This is a genomic window from Microbacterium rhizophilum, assembly GCF_039605615.1.
Lineage (GTDB): Bacteria > Actinomycetota > Actinomycetes > Actinomycetales > Microbacteriaceae > Microbacterium > Microbacterium rhizophilus.
Window position 1 is genome coordinate 50802 of record NZ_JBCNUN010000007.1, and the last position, 18037, is coordinate 68838.

Genomic DNA, 18037 nt, shown 5'->3' on the forward strand with positions numbered 1-18037 from the left:
AGCGGCTCCCGTCGGTCAGTCGGCGTCGAGCAGGCGCCGCAGGTGGGATCCGACCGCGGCCGTCTCGATCAGGAATCCATCGTGCCCGAAGTCGCTGTGCAGCACGACGGCCGCATCGCCGTCGAGCGTGTGCGGGACGCCGCGGGCGATCCGGTGCTGTCCGTCGACCGGGAACAGGCGATCCGAGTCGATCCCGAGCACGAGCGTCGTGGCCGTGACGCGGCCGAGGGCCTCCTCGACGCCGCCGCGCTCGCGTCCGACGTCGTGGGAGTCCATCGCGTCGACGAGCCGGATGTACGTGTTCGCGTCGAAGCGGCGAGTGAACTTGTTTCCGTGGAAGTCGAGGTACGACTCCACGGCGAAGCGCCCGCCGTGGCCGAGCGGGCTCACGCCCGACTGCCACGAGCGCTGGAAGCGCGAGTTGAGCTCCGTGGGGCTGCGGTAGTTCAGCAGCGCCATGCGGCGGGCGAGCGCCAGACCGCGGTGCGGCCCGTCGCCGTCCGCGGCGTCGTAGTACTCGCCGCCGCGGAACCTCGGGTCGACGTGGATCGCCTGCAGCTGCACCGAGTTCAGGGCGATCTGGTCGGCCGTCGTGACGGGCGGCGCCGACAGCACGGCGAGCCGCGTGACGCGATCCGGATGCCCCACACCCCACTCGAGCGCGTGCATGCCTCCCATCGAGCCGCCGACGACCGCGGCCCACACGTCGATGCCGAGCGCATCGGCCAGCCGCACCTGGGCGGCGACCTGGTCGCGGATGGTCAGGTACGGGAAGCGGGACGCCCACTCCTCGCCATCGGGATGCACGCTCGCCGGGCCCGTGGACCCCTGGCAGCCGCCGAGGATGTTCGGCGCCACCACGAACCACCGGTCGGTGTCGATCGGGGCGCCGGGGCCGACGATGTCGCCCCACCAGCCCGCGGTCGCGTGCCCCGGGCCGGCGTCGCCGCGCACGTGGCTGTCACCCGTGAGCGCGTGCGCGATCAGGACGGCGTTGTCGCGCGCCGCGTTCAGCTCGCCCCACGTCTCGTACGCGAGCCGGAAGGACGGCAGGACGCCGCCGCTCTCGAGCGGCAGCTCGCCGAAGCCGGCGAAGCGGCGGTCGCCCGCAGGGTCGCCGTCGCGCCAGGCGCCGGATGCCGGCGGGCGGCCGACCATGGACCGGGCATCGGCCTCCGTGACGAGGCTCGACGGCACCGTGTCCTCGGAGATCTGCCAGTCCATACGCCCCATTCTGCCGGGCGGCCCGCACAGCCCCGGCCAGTGTTACGCCGCCGAGACAGCATCGCCCCGCCGAGACAGCAATACCCCGCCGAGACAGCGGTGCGGACCGGCTGTCTCGGCGGGGCGATGCAGTGTCGCGGCGCGGGCGCGGCGAGGGGTTACGCGCGGGCGGCGGCCGAGGTGGCGCGCGCCGCGGCGAGGGCCTGCTCGAGGTCGGCGACCAGGTCGTCCACGTTCTCCAGGCCCACCGAGAGGCGCACCAGGCCCGGCGTGACGCCCGCGCTGAGCTGCTGCTCGGGCGTGAGCTGCGAGTGCGTGGTCGAGGCGGGGTGGATCACGAGCGAGCGCACGTCGCCGATGTTCGCCAGGTGGCTGAACAGCTGCAGCGAGTCGACGAACGTGCGGCCGGCGTCCACGCCGCCCTTCAGCTCGAACGACAGCACCGCGCCGACGCCCTTGGGGGCGTACCGGTTCGCCGCGGCGTACCAGGGCGAGGTCGGCAGGCCCGAGTAGTTCACGGTCGCGACGTCCGGATGGTTCTCGAGCCACTCGGCCACGTGCTGCGCGTTGTGCACGTGGCGCTCCACGCGCAGCGAGAGGGTCTCGATGCCCTGGATCAGCTGCCACGCGCTCTGCGGCGCGATCGAGGAGCCGAGGTCGCGCAGCAGCTGCACGCGCGCCTTGATGATGTACGCGAGCTCGTCGCCGACCGCGTCGGTGTAGACCGCGCCGTGGTACGAGGGGTCGGGTGTCGTCAGCCCGGGGAACTTCTCGCCGTTCTGCGACCACGCGAAGCGGCCGCCGTCGACGATCACGCCGCCGATGACCGTGCCATGGCCGCCGAGGAACTTGGTCGCCGAGTGCACGATGATGTCCGCGCCGTGCTCGAAGGGCCGGATCAGGTAGGGCGTCGCGATCGTGTTGTCGACGATGAGCGGCACGCCGCTGTCGTGCGCGATGTCGGCCACGGTGCGGATGTCGAGCACGTTGATGGCCGGGTTGCCGATCGTCTCGGCGAAGAACAGCTTGGTGTTCGGGCGGACCGCCGCGCGCCACGCCTCCGGGTCGTCCTGGTTCTCGACGAACGTGACCTCGATGCCGAGCTTGGCGAGCGTGTACTTGAACAGGTTGTACGTGCCGCCGTAGATCGACGAGGACGACACGATGTGGTCGCCGGCCTGCGCGATGTTCAGCACCGCGAACGTCTCGGCGGCCTGGCCGCTCGCGACCAGCAGCGCGCCCGAGCCGCCCTCGAGCGCGGCCAGGCGCTGCTCGACCACGTCCTGCGTCGGGTTCTGGATGCGCGTGTAGATGTTGCCGGTCTCGGCCAGCGCGAACAGGTTCTTCGCGTGGTCGGAGTCGCGGAACACGTACGACGTGGTCTGGTAGATCGGCGTCGCGCGCGCGCCCGTGACCGGATCCGGGGCCGCGCCGGCGTGGATCTGCAGGGTCTCGAAGCGCAGCTGCTGCGGAGTCTGGTCGTCGCTCATCGGGGTGCCTCCGGTCGGGGTGAGGTCTGCGGCCGTCTGGGCCTCGGTGCGACGTTACGTCCGCCGCCCGGAGCGGGCAATCGGCGGGACACGCGGCGTCACATAGCCGCCCGCGCCCGCGGGTAGGTTTGACGGGTGACGAATACCCAGGGTGGCGCCGCGTCCCGTTCTCTCGGGCGCCGCGCGGTGGTGACGGGGGCGAGCTCGGGAATCGGCGAGGCCGCCGTGCGGGCGCTGCGGGCGTCCGGATGGGACGTGCTCGGCGTCGCGCGCCGGGCCGACCGCCTCGAGGCGCTCGCGCAGGAGACGGGCGCCGCGGTCTTCGCGGCCGACCTCACATCGCCGGCCGACGTCGACGCGCTCGCGGCGCACGTCGAGGCCACGGGCGGCGTCGCCGCGCTCGTGCACGTGGCGGGCGGCGCGCGCGGCTCCGACCGCGTCGAGGACGGCGACGCCGGCGACTGGACGTGGATGTTCGACGTCAACGTGCTCTCGGCCCAGCGCCTCGTGAAGGCCCTGCTTCCGCAGCTGCGCGACGCGATCCGATCCGGATCGGGCCACGCCGACACGCTGTTCGTCACGTCGACGGCCTCGCAGGTCGCGTACCCGGGCGGCGGCGGCTACAACGCCGCGAAGGCGGCCGAGATGATGCTCGTGCGCGCGCTGCGGCAGGAGCTGAACGGCGAGCCCATCCGCGTGATCGAGATCGCGCCCGGCATGGTGCACACCGAGGAGTTCACGCTCAACCGCCTCGGCGATCAGGCCGCGGCCGACGCGCTGTACGAGGGCGTCGACGGCGTGCTCGTGGCCGAGGACGTCGCGGACGTGATCGCGTACGCGCTGAACGCGCCCGGGCACGTGAACCTCGACTCCGTGACGATGCGCCCCGTGGCGCAGTCGGCGCAGCACATCCTGGCGCGCGGCCCGCTGAAGCCGCGCGACTGACCCCTGAAAGGATCCCTGTGGCAGACACCGACATCCGCGAGCGCCTCACCTGGGACGGCTTCGGCGAGGCGACGCGCGATCTGGCGCGGCGCATCCTGGACGACGGCTTCGAGCCGGAGGTCGTGGTCGCGATCGCGCGCGGCGGCCTGCTGCCGGCCGGCGCCATCGCGTACGGCCTGGGCGCCAAGAACTGCGGCGCGCTGAACGTCGAGTTCTACACCGGCATCGGCACCGTGCTGGACGCGCCCGAGGTGCTGCCGCCCGAACTCGACATGGCCTACCTCGGCGGGCGCCGCGTGCTCCTCGTGGACGACGTGGCCGATTCCGGCCGCACGCTCGCGCTCGCCGTGGACCTGCTCAAGGGACAGGGCGCGGACGTGCGCTCGGTGACGATCTACACGAAGCCGACCACGATCATCGAGCCCGACTACGCCTGGAAGGCGACGGACCTCTGGATCGACTTCCCGTGGTCGTGGAAGGGCACGGTGCGCGAGGAGGACGCGGGCCTGGAGGCGTCGGCCTGACCATGGCCATGACGCTGCCCGAGCTCGCCGACGCGGGCCTGATGGATCCGGGCTGGGCCGCCGCGCTCGCGCCCGTCGCGGGCGACATCGCGGCCCTGGGCGAGCGGCTGCGCGGCGAGGTCGCGGCCGGGCATGGCTACCTTCCCGCGGGGGATCGGGTGCTGCGCGCGTTCCAGCGACCGCTCGCGGACGTGCGGGTGCTGATCGTCGGGCAGGATCCGTACCCCACGCCGGGGCATCCGATCGGGCTGTCGTTCGCGGTCGAGCGGCACGTCCGCCCGCTGCCGCGCAGCCTCCGCAACATCTACCGCGAGCTGCAGACCGACCTCGGGATCGAGCCGGCGCCGCACGGCGACCTCTCGGCCTGGAGCGATCAGGGCGTCATGCTGCTGAACCGCGTGCTCACGGTGCGGCCGGGCGCGCCCGCCTCGCACCGCGGCTGGGGCTGGGAGCGGGTGACCGAGCACGCCATCCGGACGCTCGTCGCGCGCGACGCCCCGCTGGTCGCGATCCTGTGGGGCCGCGACGCGTCGGGCCTGAAGCCCCTGCTGGGCGCCGCGCCATGGGTCGAGTCCGCACATCCGTCGCCGCTGTCGGCCAGCCGCGGGTTCTTCGGATCCCGCCCGTTCTCCCGCGTCAACGCCCTGCTCGAGCAGCAGGGCGCCGCGCCGGTCGACTGGCGCATCCCGGCGTAGCGCGGCACGCCGCCCGCCGTAGGCTGGAGCGCATGCTGGAGGAGGAGTACCAGAAGCGCCGCGTGCTGCCGCGCCACCTGCGTCGGGCGTCCGCGGCCGAGCGGCCCTTCGCGTACGAGATCCGGCCGGCGACGCTCGCGGACATCCCGGACATCCGCGAGATCTACAACTACTACGTGCGCAACTCGGTCGTCACGTTCGACGAGAAGGCGTGGACGCAGAAGCGGTGGCGTGAGAAGTTCGAGCACCTGCAGAAGCTCGGGCTGCCGTTCCTCGTGGCCGTCTCGCCGAGCGGGCAGGTGCTCGGCTACGCGCTGGTGTCGCCCTGGGCCGGCAAGTCGGCGTTCCGCTACACGGTGGAGAACTCGATCTACCTCGGCCAGGCCGCGACGGGGAAGGGCCTCGGCCGCGCGCTGCTCGAGGCGCTGATCGAGGCGTGCGAGGAGATCGGCCTGCGCCAGCTCGTCGCCGTGATCAGCGACAAGGGCGCGGAGGGGTCGATCGCCCTGCACGAGAAGCTCGGCTTCGTCGAGGTGGGCCGGATGGGCAAGGTCGGCTTCAAGTTCGACCGCTGGCTCGGCACCGTCTACCTGCAGAAGCAGCTCAGCCCGAAGAAGAAGACCGGCATCCTGAAGCGGATCTTCGGCGGCGAGGCCTGAGGGGCCCGGTCGGCTTCCAGCCGATTGGGTCAACCCGGAGCGAAGAGCTCCGTCACGACCGATTCGGCGAGCCCGAGGCCCGTGGTCATGCCGATGCCGGTCGTGACGGACACCACGCGCACGCCGTCGAGCGGCGCGGCGCGCAGGAAGTCCTGCGGTGCCGAGGCGTAGACGCCCTGCCAGCGCTGCCGGATCCGCAGCCCGCGGCCGAACAGCTCGCGCGCCAGGCGGCCGAGCAGATCGAACGCGGCCTCGTCCTGGAACGGCGCGACCGTGACGTCGCGGTGGTGCGTGTCGCCGACGAGCAGCGTGCCGTCCGGACGCTCCGTGTACATCTGGTTCACGTCGCGCGCGAGCACCTCCGGGTCCTCCGCCGCGAAGCGGGCGCGGAGCGCTGCCGCGGCGTCCGTGCCGGCGAACGTCGAGTACCGCAGCATCGACGACCCCGTGAGGACCGGGGTGCCGAGACCGAGGCCGTCCGCGAGCATCATGTCGAGCCCGCACCGGACGATCCCGTGCTCCTCGGCGATCTCGGGGAACAGGTGGTCGACGTCGAAGTTCACGGCGAACACGATCGCGTCGGCCGCGATCTCGCCGCGACTGGTGTGCAGCGCGCCGGGCTCGACGCCCAGCGCCGTGGTGCGCCAGCGGAACTCCACGCCGCGGCGCGCGAGGTAGCCCGCCAGCGCGGGCGCGGCCTCGCGCGGATCGACCTGCACGTCGCCGGCGAGGAACGCGCCCCCGACCGCGCCCCTCACGGGGGAGCGGTGCATCACGTCCTCGCCCGACAGCAGCGTGCCCTCGCCCGCCTCGGCGAGCACGGCGCGCTCGTCCTCGTTGCGTGCCACGACCAGCGTGCCGGGCTCGCGCAGCCAGAAGCCCGCGCGCGGGGCGTAGCGCTTCCAGAGCTCGCGCGCCCGTTCGGCGTACTCGCGCGCCTCGCCGACGTGCGCGGATGTGCCGATGTGGCCGAAATTGCGCACGGTGGAGCCGACGATCGCGGTGGCGCGGTCGATCACCACGACCTTCAGGCCCCGCTGCATGGCGGCCGCGGCGTGGCCGAGCCCGACGACGCCCGCGCCGACGACCGCGAGGTCGTAGCGCTCCGGCATCACTTCAGCGCGCGGCGGATCAGGACCGACGCGCCCTCGACCACGACCACCATCGCGATGATCACGAACAGGAAGGCGACGACCTGGTCGAAGTGCCGACCCTGCAGCGCGTTGAGCAGCAGGAAGCCGATGCCGCCCGCGCCGACGACGCCGAGCAGCGTGGCCGAGCGGATGTTGTGGTCGAGCACGTACATCAGGTGGCTGACGAGCGCCGGGACCGACATCGGCACGGTCGAGGAGAAGAACACCTGCGGACGGCTTCCGCCGGCGGCCGCGAGAGCGCGCTCCGGGCCGTTCGGCACCTCCTCCATGGAGTCGCCGATGAGCTTGCCGAGCAGGCCCACGCCGCCGATGCCGAGCGCGAGCGCCGCCGCCTGCGCGCCGAAGCCGGTCGCGATGATGAACAGGATGGCGACGACGAGCTCCGGGACCGCGCGGAGGAAGATCGTGATGCCGCGGAACACGTTGCGCACGGCGCGGCTCGAGGCGACGTTGCGCGCCGAGAGCGGGCCCACGACCGCGGATATCACAGCGGCGATGAGCGTCGAGGCGAAGGCGACCTGCACCGTCGTGAGCACGGCCGCCGTCACGTCCGCCCAGTCGCGGCTGCCGAAGTTCGGCGGCCAGACGGCGCGGTCGAGCGCGGGGTTGCTCACCTGATCCCACTCGGGCGCGAAGATCTTCGCGACGCTCGGTGCGGCGTACACGAACGACGCCACGACCACGGCGATCCCGACCCAGACCCAGACGACGGACGTGATCCTGCCGCGATCCCACGGCCGCCGCATCGCCGCGGCGATCCGCTGGCCGCGCTCCAGCTGCAGCACCGGCTGCGCGGGGGCGGCGCCCTTCCGGGCGGCCGCGCGGGCGATCCGGTCGCCGAGGCGCCTGCCCGTGGGCTCGACGCCGAGCAGGCGCGCACGCAGGAGCGACGAGATGATCTCGAACAGGAGGCAGAGCACGATGATGATGAGCACGAGCGGGATCACGCGGCGCATGCCCGACGGGCCGGCGTGCAGCGCGTCGTCGAGCTCGTATCCGAGGCCGACCACGCCGACCACGCCGAGGATGACGGTGCCGCGCAGGTTGATGTCGGCACGGTGCAGCGTGACCGCGATCCACGCCGGCAGCGCCTGCGGCACGACGCCGGTCCAGAACTCCTGCGCCTTCGAGCCGCCGGCCGAGCGCACCGCGAGGCGCGGGCCCTCGTCGATCTGCTCGATCGCGTCGGCGAACATCTTCGAGATCATGCCCACGGAGTGGATGGCGACCGCGACGATCGCGGGCAGCGTGCCCGAGTTGAACCATAGGAACGCCAGGAACACGACGAACGCGATGTCCGGGACGGCGCGGGCCAGCACGCCGATGCCGCGGCAGATCGCCATCACGGCCGGGCCGGGCGTGGTGTTGCGCGCGGCGCCGTACGCGACCGGGATCGAGATCAGCGCCGACAGGAACGTGGCCGCGATCGTGATCGCGAGGGTGATCGCGATGGCCTCCACGATGTGCCAGACCGCGTCGAAGCCGACCCACTCGAACGTGAAGCTCTTCACACCGCCCGCGCCCACCGTGGCGAGCACCTCGAAGCCGGGCCACTGCATGGGGGTGGCGAGGTCCAGGAAGCGCTGGATGTTCTCGCCCGTGGTCGCGAAGTTCGCGAAGTTGTACTCGAGCGCGACGATCGACCACACGCCCATGCCGAGCACGCCGATGATCACCGCGTACGAGACGACGGTCGAGACGCGCGGGGCGGGACGCGGCACCGAGGCGATGCGCGCGGCGAGCGCCGTCGTCGTCACGACGGGTCCTCCTCGGCGAAGCCCTGCTGCAGGCGCTCGCCCGCGTTGCGCTGGATCTCGGCGGCGAGCACCTGCTCGCGGGCCTCGGCGAGCTCGGCGGCGACCGCGTCGATCTCCGCGGTCGTCGTCGCGACGCGGCCGTAGATCTCCATGACCTGCTCGCGGGAGAGGTTCTCGGTGGTCATGTCGAGCACGACCGCGCCGGCGCGCAGGCCGACGATGCGGTCGCCCCAGCTAAGGGCGAGGTCGACCTGGTGCAGCGAGCACAGCACGGTGAGGCCGCGCTCGGCCGCGATCTCGCGGATGAGGCCCATGACCTGGCTGCTGGACTCGGGGTCGAGCGAGGCGACGGGCTCGTCGGCGAGCAGGATGTCCGGATCCTGCATCAGGGCGCGCGCGATCGCGACGCGCTGCTGCTGGCCGCCGGACAGCGTGTCGGCGCGCTGGTACGCGCGCTCGAGCAGGCCGACGCGGTCGAGGTGGCCGAGCGCCTTCTCGCGCAGCGACCGGGGATACATGAACAGGCCGACGCGGGGACCGCGGAGGGTCGACAGCGCGCCGGTGAGCACGTTCTCGAGCACGGTGAGCGGGCCCACGAGCTCGAACTGCTGGAAGATGAAGCCGATCCGGCCGCGCAGCTCGCGCAGCGCGCGGCCCCTGAGCGACGAGACGTTCTGATCGAGCGAGACGACCGAGCCGGTGGTCGGCGTCTCGAGCCCGTTGATGTGGCGGAGCAGGGTCGACTTGCCCGAGCCCGACAGGCCCAGGAGGACGACGATCTCGCCGGGGGCGACGGACAGCGACACCCCCGTCAGAGCAGGCGCCGAGGCGCCGGGATAGGTCTTCCCGAGATCCTGGATCCGGACGGCGCCGTGGGCCGTGCTCTGAGCGGGGGTGTCGCTGTTCGTCATGTCAGTTCTCTCCTAGGGGACGCGTCGATCCGAGCGGATCAGGCGCGGCACGCCTCGACGATGTCCGCCACCTCGGTGCAGACGGTGCGGATCGAGTCGAAGTACGCGTCGTCCACGGTGCCGAAGCCGAACCAGTTCTCCGTGAGGAAGTCGTTCAGCTCGACGCCGGCGTCCGTTAGGTCCTGCTGCGTGCTGTCGGCGATCGCGTCGACGAGCGTGTCCTGGACGTCCTGCGGCAGGGCCGACTGCATCACGATCGGGGCGGCGGGCACCTGGAAGCGGTCGATCTCCTCGAGCTTGCCCTCCTCGATGAGCGGGTCGGCGTCGACGTCCTGGACGAAGCCGACCTGGCAGTCCACGCCCTCGGCGATCTTCGCGGCGTTGAGGTCGTGCTCCTCGCCGTACAGCGTGTTCTCCTCGGAGACCTCGACGCCGGCGGCCTTGAGCTGGCCGGCGGGGATCGCGCGGCCCGAGGTCGACGTCGGGTTCACGAAGCAGACCGGCTGGTCGGCGAAGTCCTCGAGCGTCGTCACGTCGGTGGCGGCCGGGTTCTTCACGGCGACCGAGAAGTAGCCGGGCTCGGCGCCCTCTTCGGTGATCTGCGCGCCGATCGGGGTGATCTCGGCACCGGCGGCCTGCGCCTGGTAGTACGTGAAGGCGGAGATCTGCGCGACGTCGATCTTGTCCGAGGCGAGGCCCTGCACGACGGCGGTGTAGTCGGTCGCCTCGAAGAACTCGACCTCCTTGCCCGTGATCTCGGCGATCCAGTCGGCGATCGGCTGCGCGTCCTGGTCGGCGCCCTCGTGGTCGGGGAGGGTCGCGAACACGATCGTGTTCTCGTCCTTGGCGAACGTGCCCTCGGCGGCGGGGGCCTCGGCGGCGGGGGACTCGCCACCGGCGGCGGGGGTCTCCTCGGCGGCGGGGGTCGAGGAACAGGCGGCGAGGCCGAATGCGAGCGCGAGGCCCGCGGTGAGCGCGAGGCCGCGCTTCAGGGTGGTCTGCATGAGTACCTTCCGGGTATGTGAGATGCAGCGGGGACGCCGGCCCGGGAATCAGTCATGCTGTGCGGCCGACTCCGGCAACATAGGAGCGCCACCGCCCATTCGCGTTGACCCGCGGTGGCCCGAAGGTGAACGACCCGTGAAGGTCCGTCGAAGAGCGCGGCGCATCCCGGCATCCCGGATCACCCGCGCGGGCGGGGCGGTCAGCCGATCGTGGGGATCGCGGCGAGCAGGCGGCGGGTGTACGCGTGCCGCGGGCGCAGGAGCACGTCGGACGTGGCGCCGTGCTCCACGACCTCGCCGTCCTTCATGACGGCGACCGCGTCGCACAGGCTCTGCACGACGCCGATGTCGTGGGAGACCAGGACGAGTGTCAGGCCGTCGCGCTCGCGCAGGCCCGCCAGCAGCTCGAGGATCTGCGCGCGCACCGTCACGTCGAGCGCCGACAGCGGCTCGTCGCCCACGAGCACGCGCGGGCGGTGCGCGATCGCCCGCGCCAGCGCCACGCGCTGCCGCTGGCCGCCGGAGAACTCGTGCGGGTGGCGTGCGGCCATGTCGGGGTCCAGACCCACGTCCGCGAGGACCTCCCGCACGCGCGCGGCGTGATCGCCCTCGATCCCGAGCGCCCACAGCGGCTCGGCGACGATGCGTCCGATGGTCATCCGCGGATCCAGCGAGGCGTACGGATCCTGGAACACGATGCCGGTGTCGCGACGCAGCCAGTGCAGCGCCCGCGCCGAGGCCGTCGCGTCGACGGGGCGGCCGTCGAACTCGACCGCGCCGGTCGTGGGACGGTCGAGCCCCAGCAGCAGCCGGATCAGCGTCGACTTCCCCGAGCCCGACTCGCCGATCACGCCGAGCGCGGAGCCCGCGGCCACGTCGAGGTCGGTGGGCGCGAGCGCGACGTTCTCGCGCCGGCGCGCGAACGGGTGCTCGCGGGGGAGGGCGTAGCGGCGGCTCACGCCGCGCGCGGAGATCAGGGGAGCGGTCATGTCCCCGGCTTCCAGAGCGTGGCGGTCGCGTCGCGCAGCAGGCCCTGCGTCACGGGATGATCCGGAGCCGACAGCAGCCGCGCCACCGCGCCCTCCTCGACCACGCGGCCGTCCTCGAGCACGACGCCGTGCGTCGCGACCTGCGACAGCACCGCGAGGTCGTGCGTGATGAAGACGAGCGACATGCCGCCCGACTCGACGAGCCCGAGAAGCAGCTGCAGGATCTCGGCCTGGATCGTGACGTCGAGGGCGGTCGTGGGCTCGTCCGCGATGAGCAGGCGCGGCTCGCACGCGAGCGCCATCGCGATCGCCACGCGCTGCCGCTGACCGCCCGAGAGCTGGTGCGGGTAGCGGCGCACGATCGTCTCCGGGTCCGGCAGCGCCACGCGCCGGGCCTCGGCCACCGCCACGCGCCGGGCCTCCGCGCGCGAGACGTCGTGGTGGATCCGCACCGACTCGGCGATCTGCCGCCCCACCGTGCGGATCGGGTTCAGCGCGGTCTGCGGCTCCTGGAAGACCATGCCGATCTCGTCGCCGCGCAGCGTCGCGAGCTCGCGGTCGGGCAGGCCGATCAGCTCGCGCCCGTTCCAGCGGATGCTGCCGCTCGCGGTCGCCTCCTCAGGGAGCAGGCCCAGGATCGCGAGCGCCGTGAGCGACTTGCCCGATCCGGACTCCCCGATCAGGCCCACTCGCGCGCCGTCCGGCACGGTGAACGAGACGCCGTCGACGACGCGACGGCCGCCGATCTCGATCGCGAGATCCCGCACCTCGAGCGTCACGCGACCACCCCCGGCGCGGCGTGGGCGATGGCCTTGGGCCCCGGCGCGTGTCGGCCGCGCAGGCTCGGGTCGGTCGCCTCGCGCAGCGCGTCGCCCAGCAGGTTGAGCGCCAGCACGGTGAGCGTGATCGCGAGGCCGGGCCACACCACGGACAGCGGGTGGATCTGCAGGTACTGCTGCAGCTCGGACAGCAGCAGGCCCCACGACGGCTCGGTCACGGACGCGCCGAAGCCCAGGTACGACAGGCCCGCCTCGGCGAGCACGGCCACGGCCATCGACCACGACAGCTGCACGATGAACACGGGAGCGACGTTCGGCAGCAGGTGCACGCGCAGGTTCTGCAGCGCGGTCAGACCCGCGGCGCGCCCCGCGAGCACGTAGTCGCTGCCGCGCACGCGGCGGAGCTCTGGGCGCGTGACGCGCGCGATGCTCACGCCGAAGCCGATCCCGACCGACCACACCACGACCCACAGCGACCCGCCCCACACCGACGAGATCATCATCGCGATCAGCAGCACGGGGAACGCGATCAGGATGTCGATCAGCACCGCGACCGCCTCGCGCGTCCACCGCGGGGTGAGGGCGCCTGCCGCGGCGAGCAGGATGCCGACGGCGGTCGACACGACGCCCGCGCCGAACGCGACGAACACCGTCGTACGGGCGCCCGCCATCACGAGGCTCAGGATGTCGCGTCCCGTGCCGTCCGTGCCGAGCACGTGCGGCCATCCGGGCAGGCCCCAGCGGGCGGCGATGTCGACGGACTTCGGATCGAACGGCGTCCAGAACAGCGACACGAGCGCCGTGAGGCCGACGAGGGCCATCACGATCAGGCCGAATCGTCCGGTGGACAGGCGCCACAGGCGCGCGAGCGTCTGCATCAGGCCTCCCGCTGCCGGGGGTCGATCGCGTGGTGCACGAGGTCGACGACGAAGCCGATCATCAGCACGAACCCGGTCAGCACCAGCAGCTCGCCCTGCACCATCACGAGGTCGCGCGATCCGACGTCCGTGGCGAGCATCCGGCCGATCCCGGGCAGGTTGAACACGAGCTCGATCACGACCGCACCCACGACGATTCCCGCCACCTGCAGGCCCATCACGGTCACGATCGACAGGCCGACCGACGGCAGACCGTGCCGGATGAGCGCCTGCGTGCGGGTGAGCCCCTTGGCGGCGCCCGTGCGGACGAAGTCCTGCCCGATGGCCTGCAGCGTCGCGCTGCGGACGAACCGCAGCAGCATGGCGCCCTCGACGATGCCGATCGTGAGCGCCGGCAGGATCAGCGACCGCAGCGCGAGATCCGGCGTGCGCCAGCCCGAGCGGGGGAAGCCCTGCGCCGGCAGCCAGCCCAGCACGACCGCGAACAGCACGACGAGCATCATGCCCGCCCACACCACGGGCACGGCGGCGAGCCCCTGCGACACCACGCTGAGGGCCGTGCCGTCCGCGCGGCCGCGCCGCAGGGCCGAGAGCACGCCGAAGGGCACGGCGATCAGCAGCGCGACGAGCATCGACAGGATGCCGAGCGGCACCGTGACCCGCGCCTTCTCCCACAGCTGATCCGCGACGGGCGACCCCGTCAGCAGGGACGCGCCGAGGTCGCCGCGCGCGACGCCGCCGATCCACGCGAGGTACTGCCCGATCAGCGGGCGGTCCAGGCCGAGCTGCTCGCGGATCCGGCCCACCTGATCCGGGGACCCCTGCGTTCCGGCGATCATCTGCGCGACGTCGCCGGGCAGCACCCGCAGCACCGTGAAGATCAGCGCGCTCGCCACGAGCAGGCCCACCGCGAGGAGGACCAGGCGCGTGAGCGCATACCGGATCACGGGTGCGGGCGCTCCGGGATCACTCGGTCGCGAGCGTGACGGCCGACAGGTCGATGCGCGAGTTGGTCGAGTCCGTGGGGAAGCCCGCCACCCCCGTGCCGAGCGCCGTGATCGTCTCGACCGTGTACAGCCAGTCCGCCGCGTGGTCCTCCGACACGATGCGCGCCGCCTGCGCGAGCAGCGCCGCGGAGTCGTCGGGGTCGACCGTCGCCATCGCCTCGGCGTACAGCTCCTGCACCTCGGCGCTGTCGTAGCCGAAGTAGTAGTCGGGGTTCGCCCAGTTGGCGAAGTCGCGCGGCTCGACGTGCAGCACGAAGCTCAGCTCGTAGTCCTTGTTGGTGTAGACGTCCTGCAGCCAGGTGGGGAACTCCACCGGGTCGACCTCGAGGTCGACGCCGATGTCGTTGAACGCCGAGACGAGGTACGTCGACACGGTCGTGCCGTAGAACGACGGGATCGTGAGCGTGAGCGACAGGTTCTCCTCGCCGGCCTCGGCGAGCAGCTGCCTGGCGCGATCCGGATCGAACTGCACGACGTCGGACAGGTCCTCGTAGCCCGGGTCGAGTGCCGGGATCGGGCCGAACTGCGTGGTGCCCGCGCCGACCGCCTCGACCAGCGCGTCGTGGTCGATCGCGAGGCGCAGCGCCTCGCGCACACGCGCGTCGTCGAGCGGGGCCCGCTGGTTGTTGAACGCCAGCGTGGCCTTGTCGGTGGTCTTGCCGCGCGCCAGCGTGAAGCCGTTCTGGCCGTCGAGCTGCGGCGACAGCTCGGGCAGCACGGCCGTGAGCACGTCGAGGCTGCCGTCGAGGGCCGCGTTCACGCCCGCGGTGTAGTCGGGGATGTAGCTGACCTCGACCGATCCGACCCCCGCCGGGTCCGACCAGTAGTCGTCGAAGCGTGCGAGGGTGATGCCGTCGCCCTGCGTCCAGTTCTCCAGCGTGAACGGGCCGGTGCCGTTGGCGTCGGTCTTCAGGTCGGTCTCGTCGCCCTCGTCGAACACCAGGCCGGCGGGGCCCGTGAGCGAGAACAGCAGGTTCTGGTCGGGCTGGTCGAGCGTCAGGACGACCGTGCGCTCGTCGGGCGCGTCCACCGCGGTCACGTGCGCCATCTGCGCGTGGCCGATGATCGACTCGTCGTTGCGCACCGCGTTGTAGCTCGCGACGACATCCGAGGCCGTGAGCTCGCCGCCGCCGTGGAAGGTGACGCCCTCGGGGATCGTGAAGGTGTAGGTGAGGCCGTCGGGCGAGACCTCGTAGTCCTCCGCGAGCGACGGCGTGATCTCGTTGAGCGAGTCGCGCGTCACGAGGCCCTCGTACACGTTGTCGATCAGGATCTGCTCGAGCGCGGCGCCCGACGTGTGGCGGATGTCGAGGTTGCCCGGCTCGAGCACGAGACCGACGCGCAGGGTCGCGTCGGGGTCGGGCTCGCCCGTGGGCTCCTCCGCCGGCGACGGCGTGCAGCCGGCGAGGGCGACGGCGGCCACGGCGAGGCCCGCGACGGCGACGCGGCGCGGGTGGCGGGTGGGGAGACGGTGCATGGGTGTCCTTTCGGAGCGGGCGTCGCGGGTGGCGGCGCCGGGCGGATCGCCGGTCAGGGCGTGTCCGCGTTCGGGTCGGGTGCGGCGCCCTCGGGCGCGGCGGCCGCGGGATTCGGGGGAAGCCGGAGGGCCTGCGTGGCGTACGGCACGCGCTGCGCGGTGTCGGACGCGTTCAGGCGGGCCGCGATGAGGGCGGCGAGCGGGACGGGCGCGACCTCCTGCACGTTGTGCGGCGCGTCGAGCGTGACGACGGTCGCGGCGGGCAGTCGCCGCGCGAAGTCGTCCGCCGCGGCCTCGTCCACGAAGCCGCGCGTGCCGCGCACGAGCGTGACGGGTGCCGCGACGGCGGCGAGGTCGTCCCAGCCGGAGCGGTCGACCAGGGGAGCGGTCGCGCCCGCGGCCGGCTCTGCCGGCGCGGCCAGCGCCTGCTGCGCGAGGCGGGCGAAGTGGTGCTTCCACTCGACGCGCCCGTCCTCGCGCACGCGCGTGTTGTGGAAGACGCCGCGGCGGGTGTCCTCGGGCGCTCCGCCCAGGCCGAACGCGGTGGCGCGCTCGACGACGGCCTCGCGCGAGTCGAACACGGTCTCCTCGTAGAAGCGGCGCAGCTCGGCCGATCCGCTGCCGCCGGCCGCGCCCGGGGTGATGTCCACGAGCTCGAGCGCCGCGACGAGGTCTCCGCGCTGCGCGGCGACCGCGGCGGCGGTGAGGCCGCCGAGGGAGTGGCCGACGAGCACGACGGGCGCATCCGTCCACTCCTCGATCGCGCGGATGACGTCGGGGGCGAGCGTGCGCGGCCGGTAGTCGGCGTCGTCCCGCCAGGAGGAGTCGCCGTGGCCGGGGAGATCCAGTGCCAGCACGGGCGCACCGAGCGCGAGCGCGGTGGTGTCCCAGGTGTGTGCGTTGAGCCCCGCGCCGTGCAGCAGCACGACGCGCGGGCTCCCGTTCCCGAGCCGGACGGCGCTGAGAGTGCGGCCGTCGGACAGCTCCAGGTGCAGACGCCGCGCGGGCGGCAGGGCGGCGCCGAGGCGCTCGGCCTGCCCGGGAAGGTAGGAGAACTCGTCGCGGGCGTCGGCCGCGGGCGCGGCGGCGGGGTTCTCGGTCACGGAGGTGCTTCCAGTCGATGGGGACGCGGCGGTCGCCGGGTGCGTCCCATTGTGCCGCTGTTCTCACAGAGCGGGGAAATCGTGGATCAACATGCACGCTTGAGAAGCGTCAGAGCCGCGTATCTGATGAATAATCTGCGGAATGAGCGGGCATCCTGGTCCGGAGGCCTTTCGCGGCGTGCGTCACATGCGCTCGATAGGGTGTCAGCATGGCCCAGCTTCGCGTGCACCTGTCGAAATCGGAGCCGACCGCCTACAAGGCGCTCGACGCGTTCTCGCGTGAGGTGGGACGCATCGCCCGCGACAACGGCGTGGACGACCGGCTCAAGGAGCTCGTGCTGCTGCACTGCTCCCAGCTGAACGGCTGCGCCTACTGCGCGCGCATCCACTCCGACCGGGCGCTCGCCGCGGGCATCACGTACGACGACCTCGCGCAGCTGCCCGTGTGGCGCGAGTCGGGCGTGTTCAGCGAGCGCGAGCGCGCGGCGCTCGAGCTGGCGGAGGCGCACACCTTCATCCACCGCGCCGGCATCCCGGACGACGTCTACGACCGGGTCGGCGCCGTGCTCAGCGAGTCGGAGTACCTGGGCGTCAGCTGGCTGTCGGTCTCGATCAACGCCTTCAACCGCGTCGTGATCGCCGGCAAGTACCCGGTGCCCCCGCGCGAGGGCGACGAGTCCGCGCCGGCCGGCCAGGCGTGAGGGCGGCGGCGTGAGCCTCATCCCCGGCGCCGTCAACTTCCGCGACATCGGCGGCCTGCCCGCGGGAGGCGGGCGGACGCGATCCGGGGTGCTCTATCGCTCGGGCAACCTCGCGGCGGTCGACGAGGTCGGCGGCGCCGCGTTCCGCGCCCTCGGTGTGCGCCGGGTCATCGACCTGCGCTCGGATGACGAGGTCGCCCACGCCCCGAGCCGCGTCGGCGATGTGGAGATGATGCGCGTGCCGCTGTTCCTCGGATCCGTGACGTCGTTCTTCATCGAGGACATCTCGCTCGTCGAGATGTACCGGGCGCTGCTCGAGCGCTCGGGCGACCGGCTCGTGACGGCGATCCGCGGGATCCTCGACGCGCAGCCGGTCGTGGTGCACTGCACGGTGGGCAAGGACCGCACGGGTCTCACGGTCGCGCTGGCGCTCGCGGCGGCGGGCGTGGACGAGGACGCGGTCGTGGCGGACTACGCGCTCACCGAGCAGAATCTGCCCGCGTGGCGCGGCGACAGGACCCTCGCGCGGATCCGCGCCGCGTTTCCGGACGCGAAGCACCTGGAGGAGCTCGCGACGAAGTCGCCCGCGCCCGCGATGCGCGGCGTGCTGGACCAGCTGCGCGCGGAACACGGCTCCGCGGCCGGGTTCCTGCGTGCGCACGGCATGACCCAGGGCGAGCTGGACCGTCTGCGCGCCGTCCTCGTGGAGGACTGACGCCCCATCCCGCTCAGCGGTCGGA

18 protein-coding genes are annotated in these 18037 nt (G+C 72.6%); 6 read left to right on the forward strand and 12 right to left on the reverse strand.

Annotation, left to right across the window (positions count from 1 at the left end; translation table 11 throughout):
- Positions 1–15 precede the first annotated feature (15 nt).
- Both metX and AAD528_RS12135 read right to left on the reverse strand, forming a co-directional pair.
- Entirely contained in the window at positions 16–1224 is a 1209-nt protein-coding gene (gene metX, locus AAD528_RS12130; RefSeq protein WP_345752339.1) for a homoserine O-acetyltransferase MetX, read from the reverse strand.
- 158 nt (positions 1225–1382) lie between these two features.
- Positions 1383–2714, reverse strand: coding sequence for a bifunctional o-acetylhomoserine/o-acetylserine sulfhydrylase (locus tag AAD528_RS12135; RefSeq protein ID WP_345752340.1), 1332 nt, complete (start codon positions 2712–2714; stop codon positions 1383–1385).
- Between the two features lie 186 nt (positions 2715–2900).
- Between AAD528_RS12135 and AAD528_RS12140 the strand changes: the two genes are divergently transcribed.
- From AAD528_RS12140 to AAD528_RS12155, 4 genes are read left to right on the forward strand one after another with little or no spacing between them, the layout of a single operon-like run.
- Positions 2901–3659, forward strand: coding sequence for an SDR family oxidoreductase (locus AAD528_RS12140; RefSeq protein WP_345752455.1), 759 nt, complete (start codon positions 2901–2903; stop codon positions 3657–3659).
- Between the two features lie 17 nt (positions 3660–3676).
- Positions 3677–4183 carry a phosphoribosyltransferase gene (locus AAD528_RS12145; RefSeq protein ID WP_345752341.1) on the forward strand — a complete coding sequence of 169 codons (507 nt, stop codon included), beginning with the start codon at positions 3677–3679 and terminating at the stop codon, positions 4181–4183.
- A 2-nt stretch (positions 4184–4185) separates the two neighbouring features.
- Positions 4186–4878: a uracil-DNA glycosylase gene (locus tag AAD528_RS12150; protein ID WP_345752342.1), complete on the forward strand. Its 693-nt coding sequence runs from the start codon at positions 4186–4188 to the stop codon at positions 4876–4878.
- Between the two features lie 32 nt (positions 4879–4910).
- Positions 4911–5537: a GNAT family N-acetyltransferase gene (locus AAD528_RS12155; RefSeq protein ID WP_345752343.1), complete on the forward strand. Its 627-nt coding sequence runs from the start codon at positions 4911–4913 to the stop codon at positions 5535–5537.
- 29 nt (positions 5538–5566) lie between these two features.
- On the opposite strand, the gene AAD528_RS12160 is transcribed toward AAD528_RS12155, so the two are convergent.
- From AAD528_RS12160 to AAD528_RS12205, 10 genes are all read right to left on the reverse strand, one after another.
- The gene (locus tag AAD528_RS12160) at positions 5567–6649 is read right to left on the reverse strand and encodes a TIGR03364 family FAD-dependent oxidoreductase (protein ID WP_345752344.1); all 1083 of its coding nucleotides are present in this window, start codon (positions 6647–6649) and stop codon (positions 5567–5569) included.
- Positions 6649–8448: a PhnE/PtxC family ABC transporter permease gene (locus AAD528_RS12165; RefSeq protein WP_345752345.1), complete on the reverse strand. Its 1800-nt coding sequence runs from the start codon at positions 8446–8448 to the stop codon at positions 6649–6651. The genes AAD528_RS12160 and AAD528_RS12165 overlap by 1 nt, the downstream gene beginning before the upstream one ends.
- Positions 8445–9359, reverse strand: a complete 915-nt coding sequence (gene phnC / locus AAD528_RS12170) for a phosphonate ABC transporter ATP-binding protein (protein ID WP_345752346.1) — start codon at positions 9357–9359, stop codon at positions 8445–8447. Before phnC ends, AAD528_RS12165 begins: the two co-directional genes overlap by 4 nt.
- Positions 9360–9397: 38 nt before the next feature.
- Positions 9398–10363: a PhnD/SsuA/transferrin family substrate-binding protein gene (locus tag AAD528_RS12175; protein WP_345752347.1), complete on the reverse strand. Its 966-nt coding sequence runs from the start codon at positions 10361–10363 to the stop codon at positions 9398–9400.
- Positions 10364–10563: 200 nt separating this feature from the next.
- Positions 10564–11352 carry an ABC transporter ATP-binding protein gene (locus tag AAD528_RS12180; RefSeq protein ID WP_345752348.1) on the reverse strand — a complete coding sequence of 263 codons (789 nt, stop codon included), beginning with the start codon at positions 11350–11352 and terminating at the stop codon, positions 10564–10566.
- Positions 11349–12131: an ABC transporter ATP-binding protein gene (locus AAD528_RS12185; protein WP_345752349.1), complete on the reverse strand. Its 783-nt coding sequence runs from the start codon at positions 12129–12131 to the stop codon at positions 11349–11351. The genes AAD528_RS12180 and AAD528_RS12185 overlap by 4 nt, the downstream gene beginning before the upstream one ends.
- Entirely contained in the window at positions 12128–13009 is an 882-nt protein-coding gene (locus AAD528_RS12190; RefSeq protein WP_345752350.1) for an ABC transporter permease, read from the reverse strand. Before AAD528_RS12190 ends, AAD528_RS12185 begins: the two co-directional genes overlap by 4 nt.
- On the reverse strand, positions 13009–13956 hold the full coding sequence (locus tag AAD528_RS12195) for an ABC transporter permease (RefSeq protein ID WP_345752351.1): 948 nt from the start codon (positions 13954–13956) through the stop codon (positions 13009–13011). Before AAD528_RS12195 ends, AAD528_RS12190 begins: the two co-directional genes overlap by 1 nt.
- Before the next feature lie 19 nt (positions 13957–13975).
- Positions 13976–15493, reverse strand: a complete 1518-nt coding sequence (locus AAD528_RS12200) for an ABC transporter substrate-binding protein (protein WP_345752352.1) — start codon at positions 15491–15493, stop codon at positions 13976–13978.
- Between the two features lie 53 nt (positions 15494–15546).
- Entirely contained in the window at positions 15547–16596 is a 1050-nt protein-coding gene (locus AAD528_RS12205) for an alpha/beta fold hydrolase (RefSeq protein ID WP_345752353.1), read from the reverse strand.
- 209 nt (positions 16597–16805) lie between these two features.
- Here AAD528_RS12205 and AAD528_RS12210 point away from each other — a divergent pair, with 209 nt between their 5' ends.
- Together AAD528_RS12210 and AAD528_RS12215 are read left to right on the forward strand one after the other, a co-directional pair.
- Positions 16806–17297, forward strand: coding sequence for a carboxymuconolactone decarboxylase family protein (locus AAD528_RS12210; RefSeq protein ID WP_345752354.1), 492 nt, complete (start codon positions 16806–16808; stop codon positions 17295–17297).
- Positions 17298–17307: 10 nt separating this feature from the next.
- Positions 17308–18012 carry a tyrosine-protein phosphatase gene (locus tag AAD528_RS12215; protein ID WP_345752355.1) on the forward strand — a complete coding sequence of 235 codons (705 nt, stop codon included), beginning with the start codon at positions 17308–17310 and terminating at the stop codon, positions 18010–18012.
- Positions 18013–18037 lie beyond the last annotated feature (25 nt).

Coding starts and splice junctions, on each gene's coding strand:
- AAD528_RS12175 (WP_345752347.1), bottom strand. CDS start 10,363: ATGCAGACCACCCTGAAGCGCGGCCTCGCGCTCACCGCGGGCCTCGCG.
- AAD528_RS12135 (WP_345752340.1), bottom strand. CDS start 2,714: ATGAGCGACGACCAGACTCCGCAGCAGCTGCGCTTCGAGACCCTGCAG.
- metX (WP_345752339.1), bottom strand. CDS start 1,224: ATGGACTGGCAGATCTCCGAGGACACGGTGCCGTCGAGCCTCGTCACG.
- AAD528_RS12160 (WP_345752344.1), bottom strand. CDS start 6,649: ATGCCGGAGCGCTACGACCTCGCGGTCGTCGGCGCGGGCGTCGTCGGG.
- AAD528_RS12190 (WP_345752350.1), bottom strand. CDS start 13,009: ATGCAGACGCTCGCGCGCCTGTGGCGCCTGTCCACCGGACGATTCGGC.
- AAD528_RS12155 (WP_345752343.1), top strand. CDS start 4,911: ATGCTGGAGGAGGAGTACCAGAAGCGCCGCGTGCTGCCGCGCCACCTG.
- AAD528_RS12150 (WP_345752342.1), top strand. CDS start 4,186: ATGGCCATGACGCTGCCCGAGCTCGCCGACGCGGGCCTGATGGATCCG.
- AAD528_RS12200 (WP_345752352.1), bottom strand. CDS start 15,493: ATGCACCGTCTCCCCACCCGCCACCCGCGCCGCGTCGCCGTCGCGGGC.
- AAD528_RS12180 (WP_345752348.1), bottom strand. CDS start 11,352: ATGACCGCTCCCCTGATCTCCGCGCGCGGCGTGAGCCGCCGCTACGCC.
- AAD528_RS12210 (WP_345752354.1), top strand. CDS start 16,806: ATGGCCCAGCTTCGCGTGCACCTGTCGAAATCGGAGCCGACCGCCTAC.
- phnC (WP_345752346.1), bottom strand. CDS start 9,359: ATGACGAACAGCGACACCCCCGCTCAGAGCACGGCCCACGGCGCCGTC.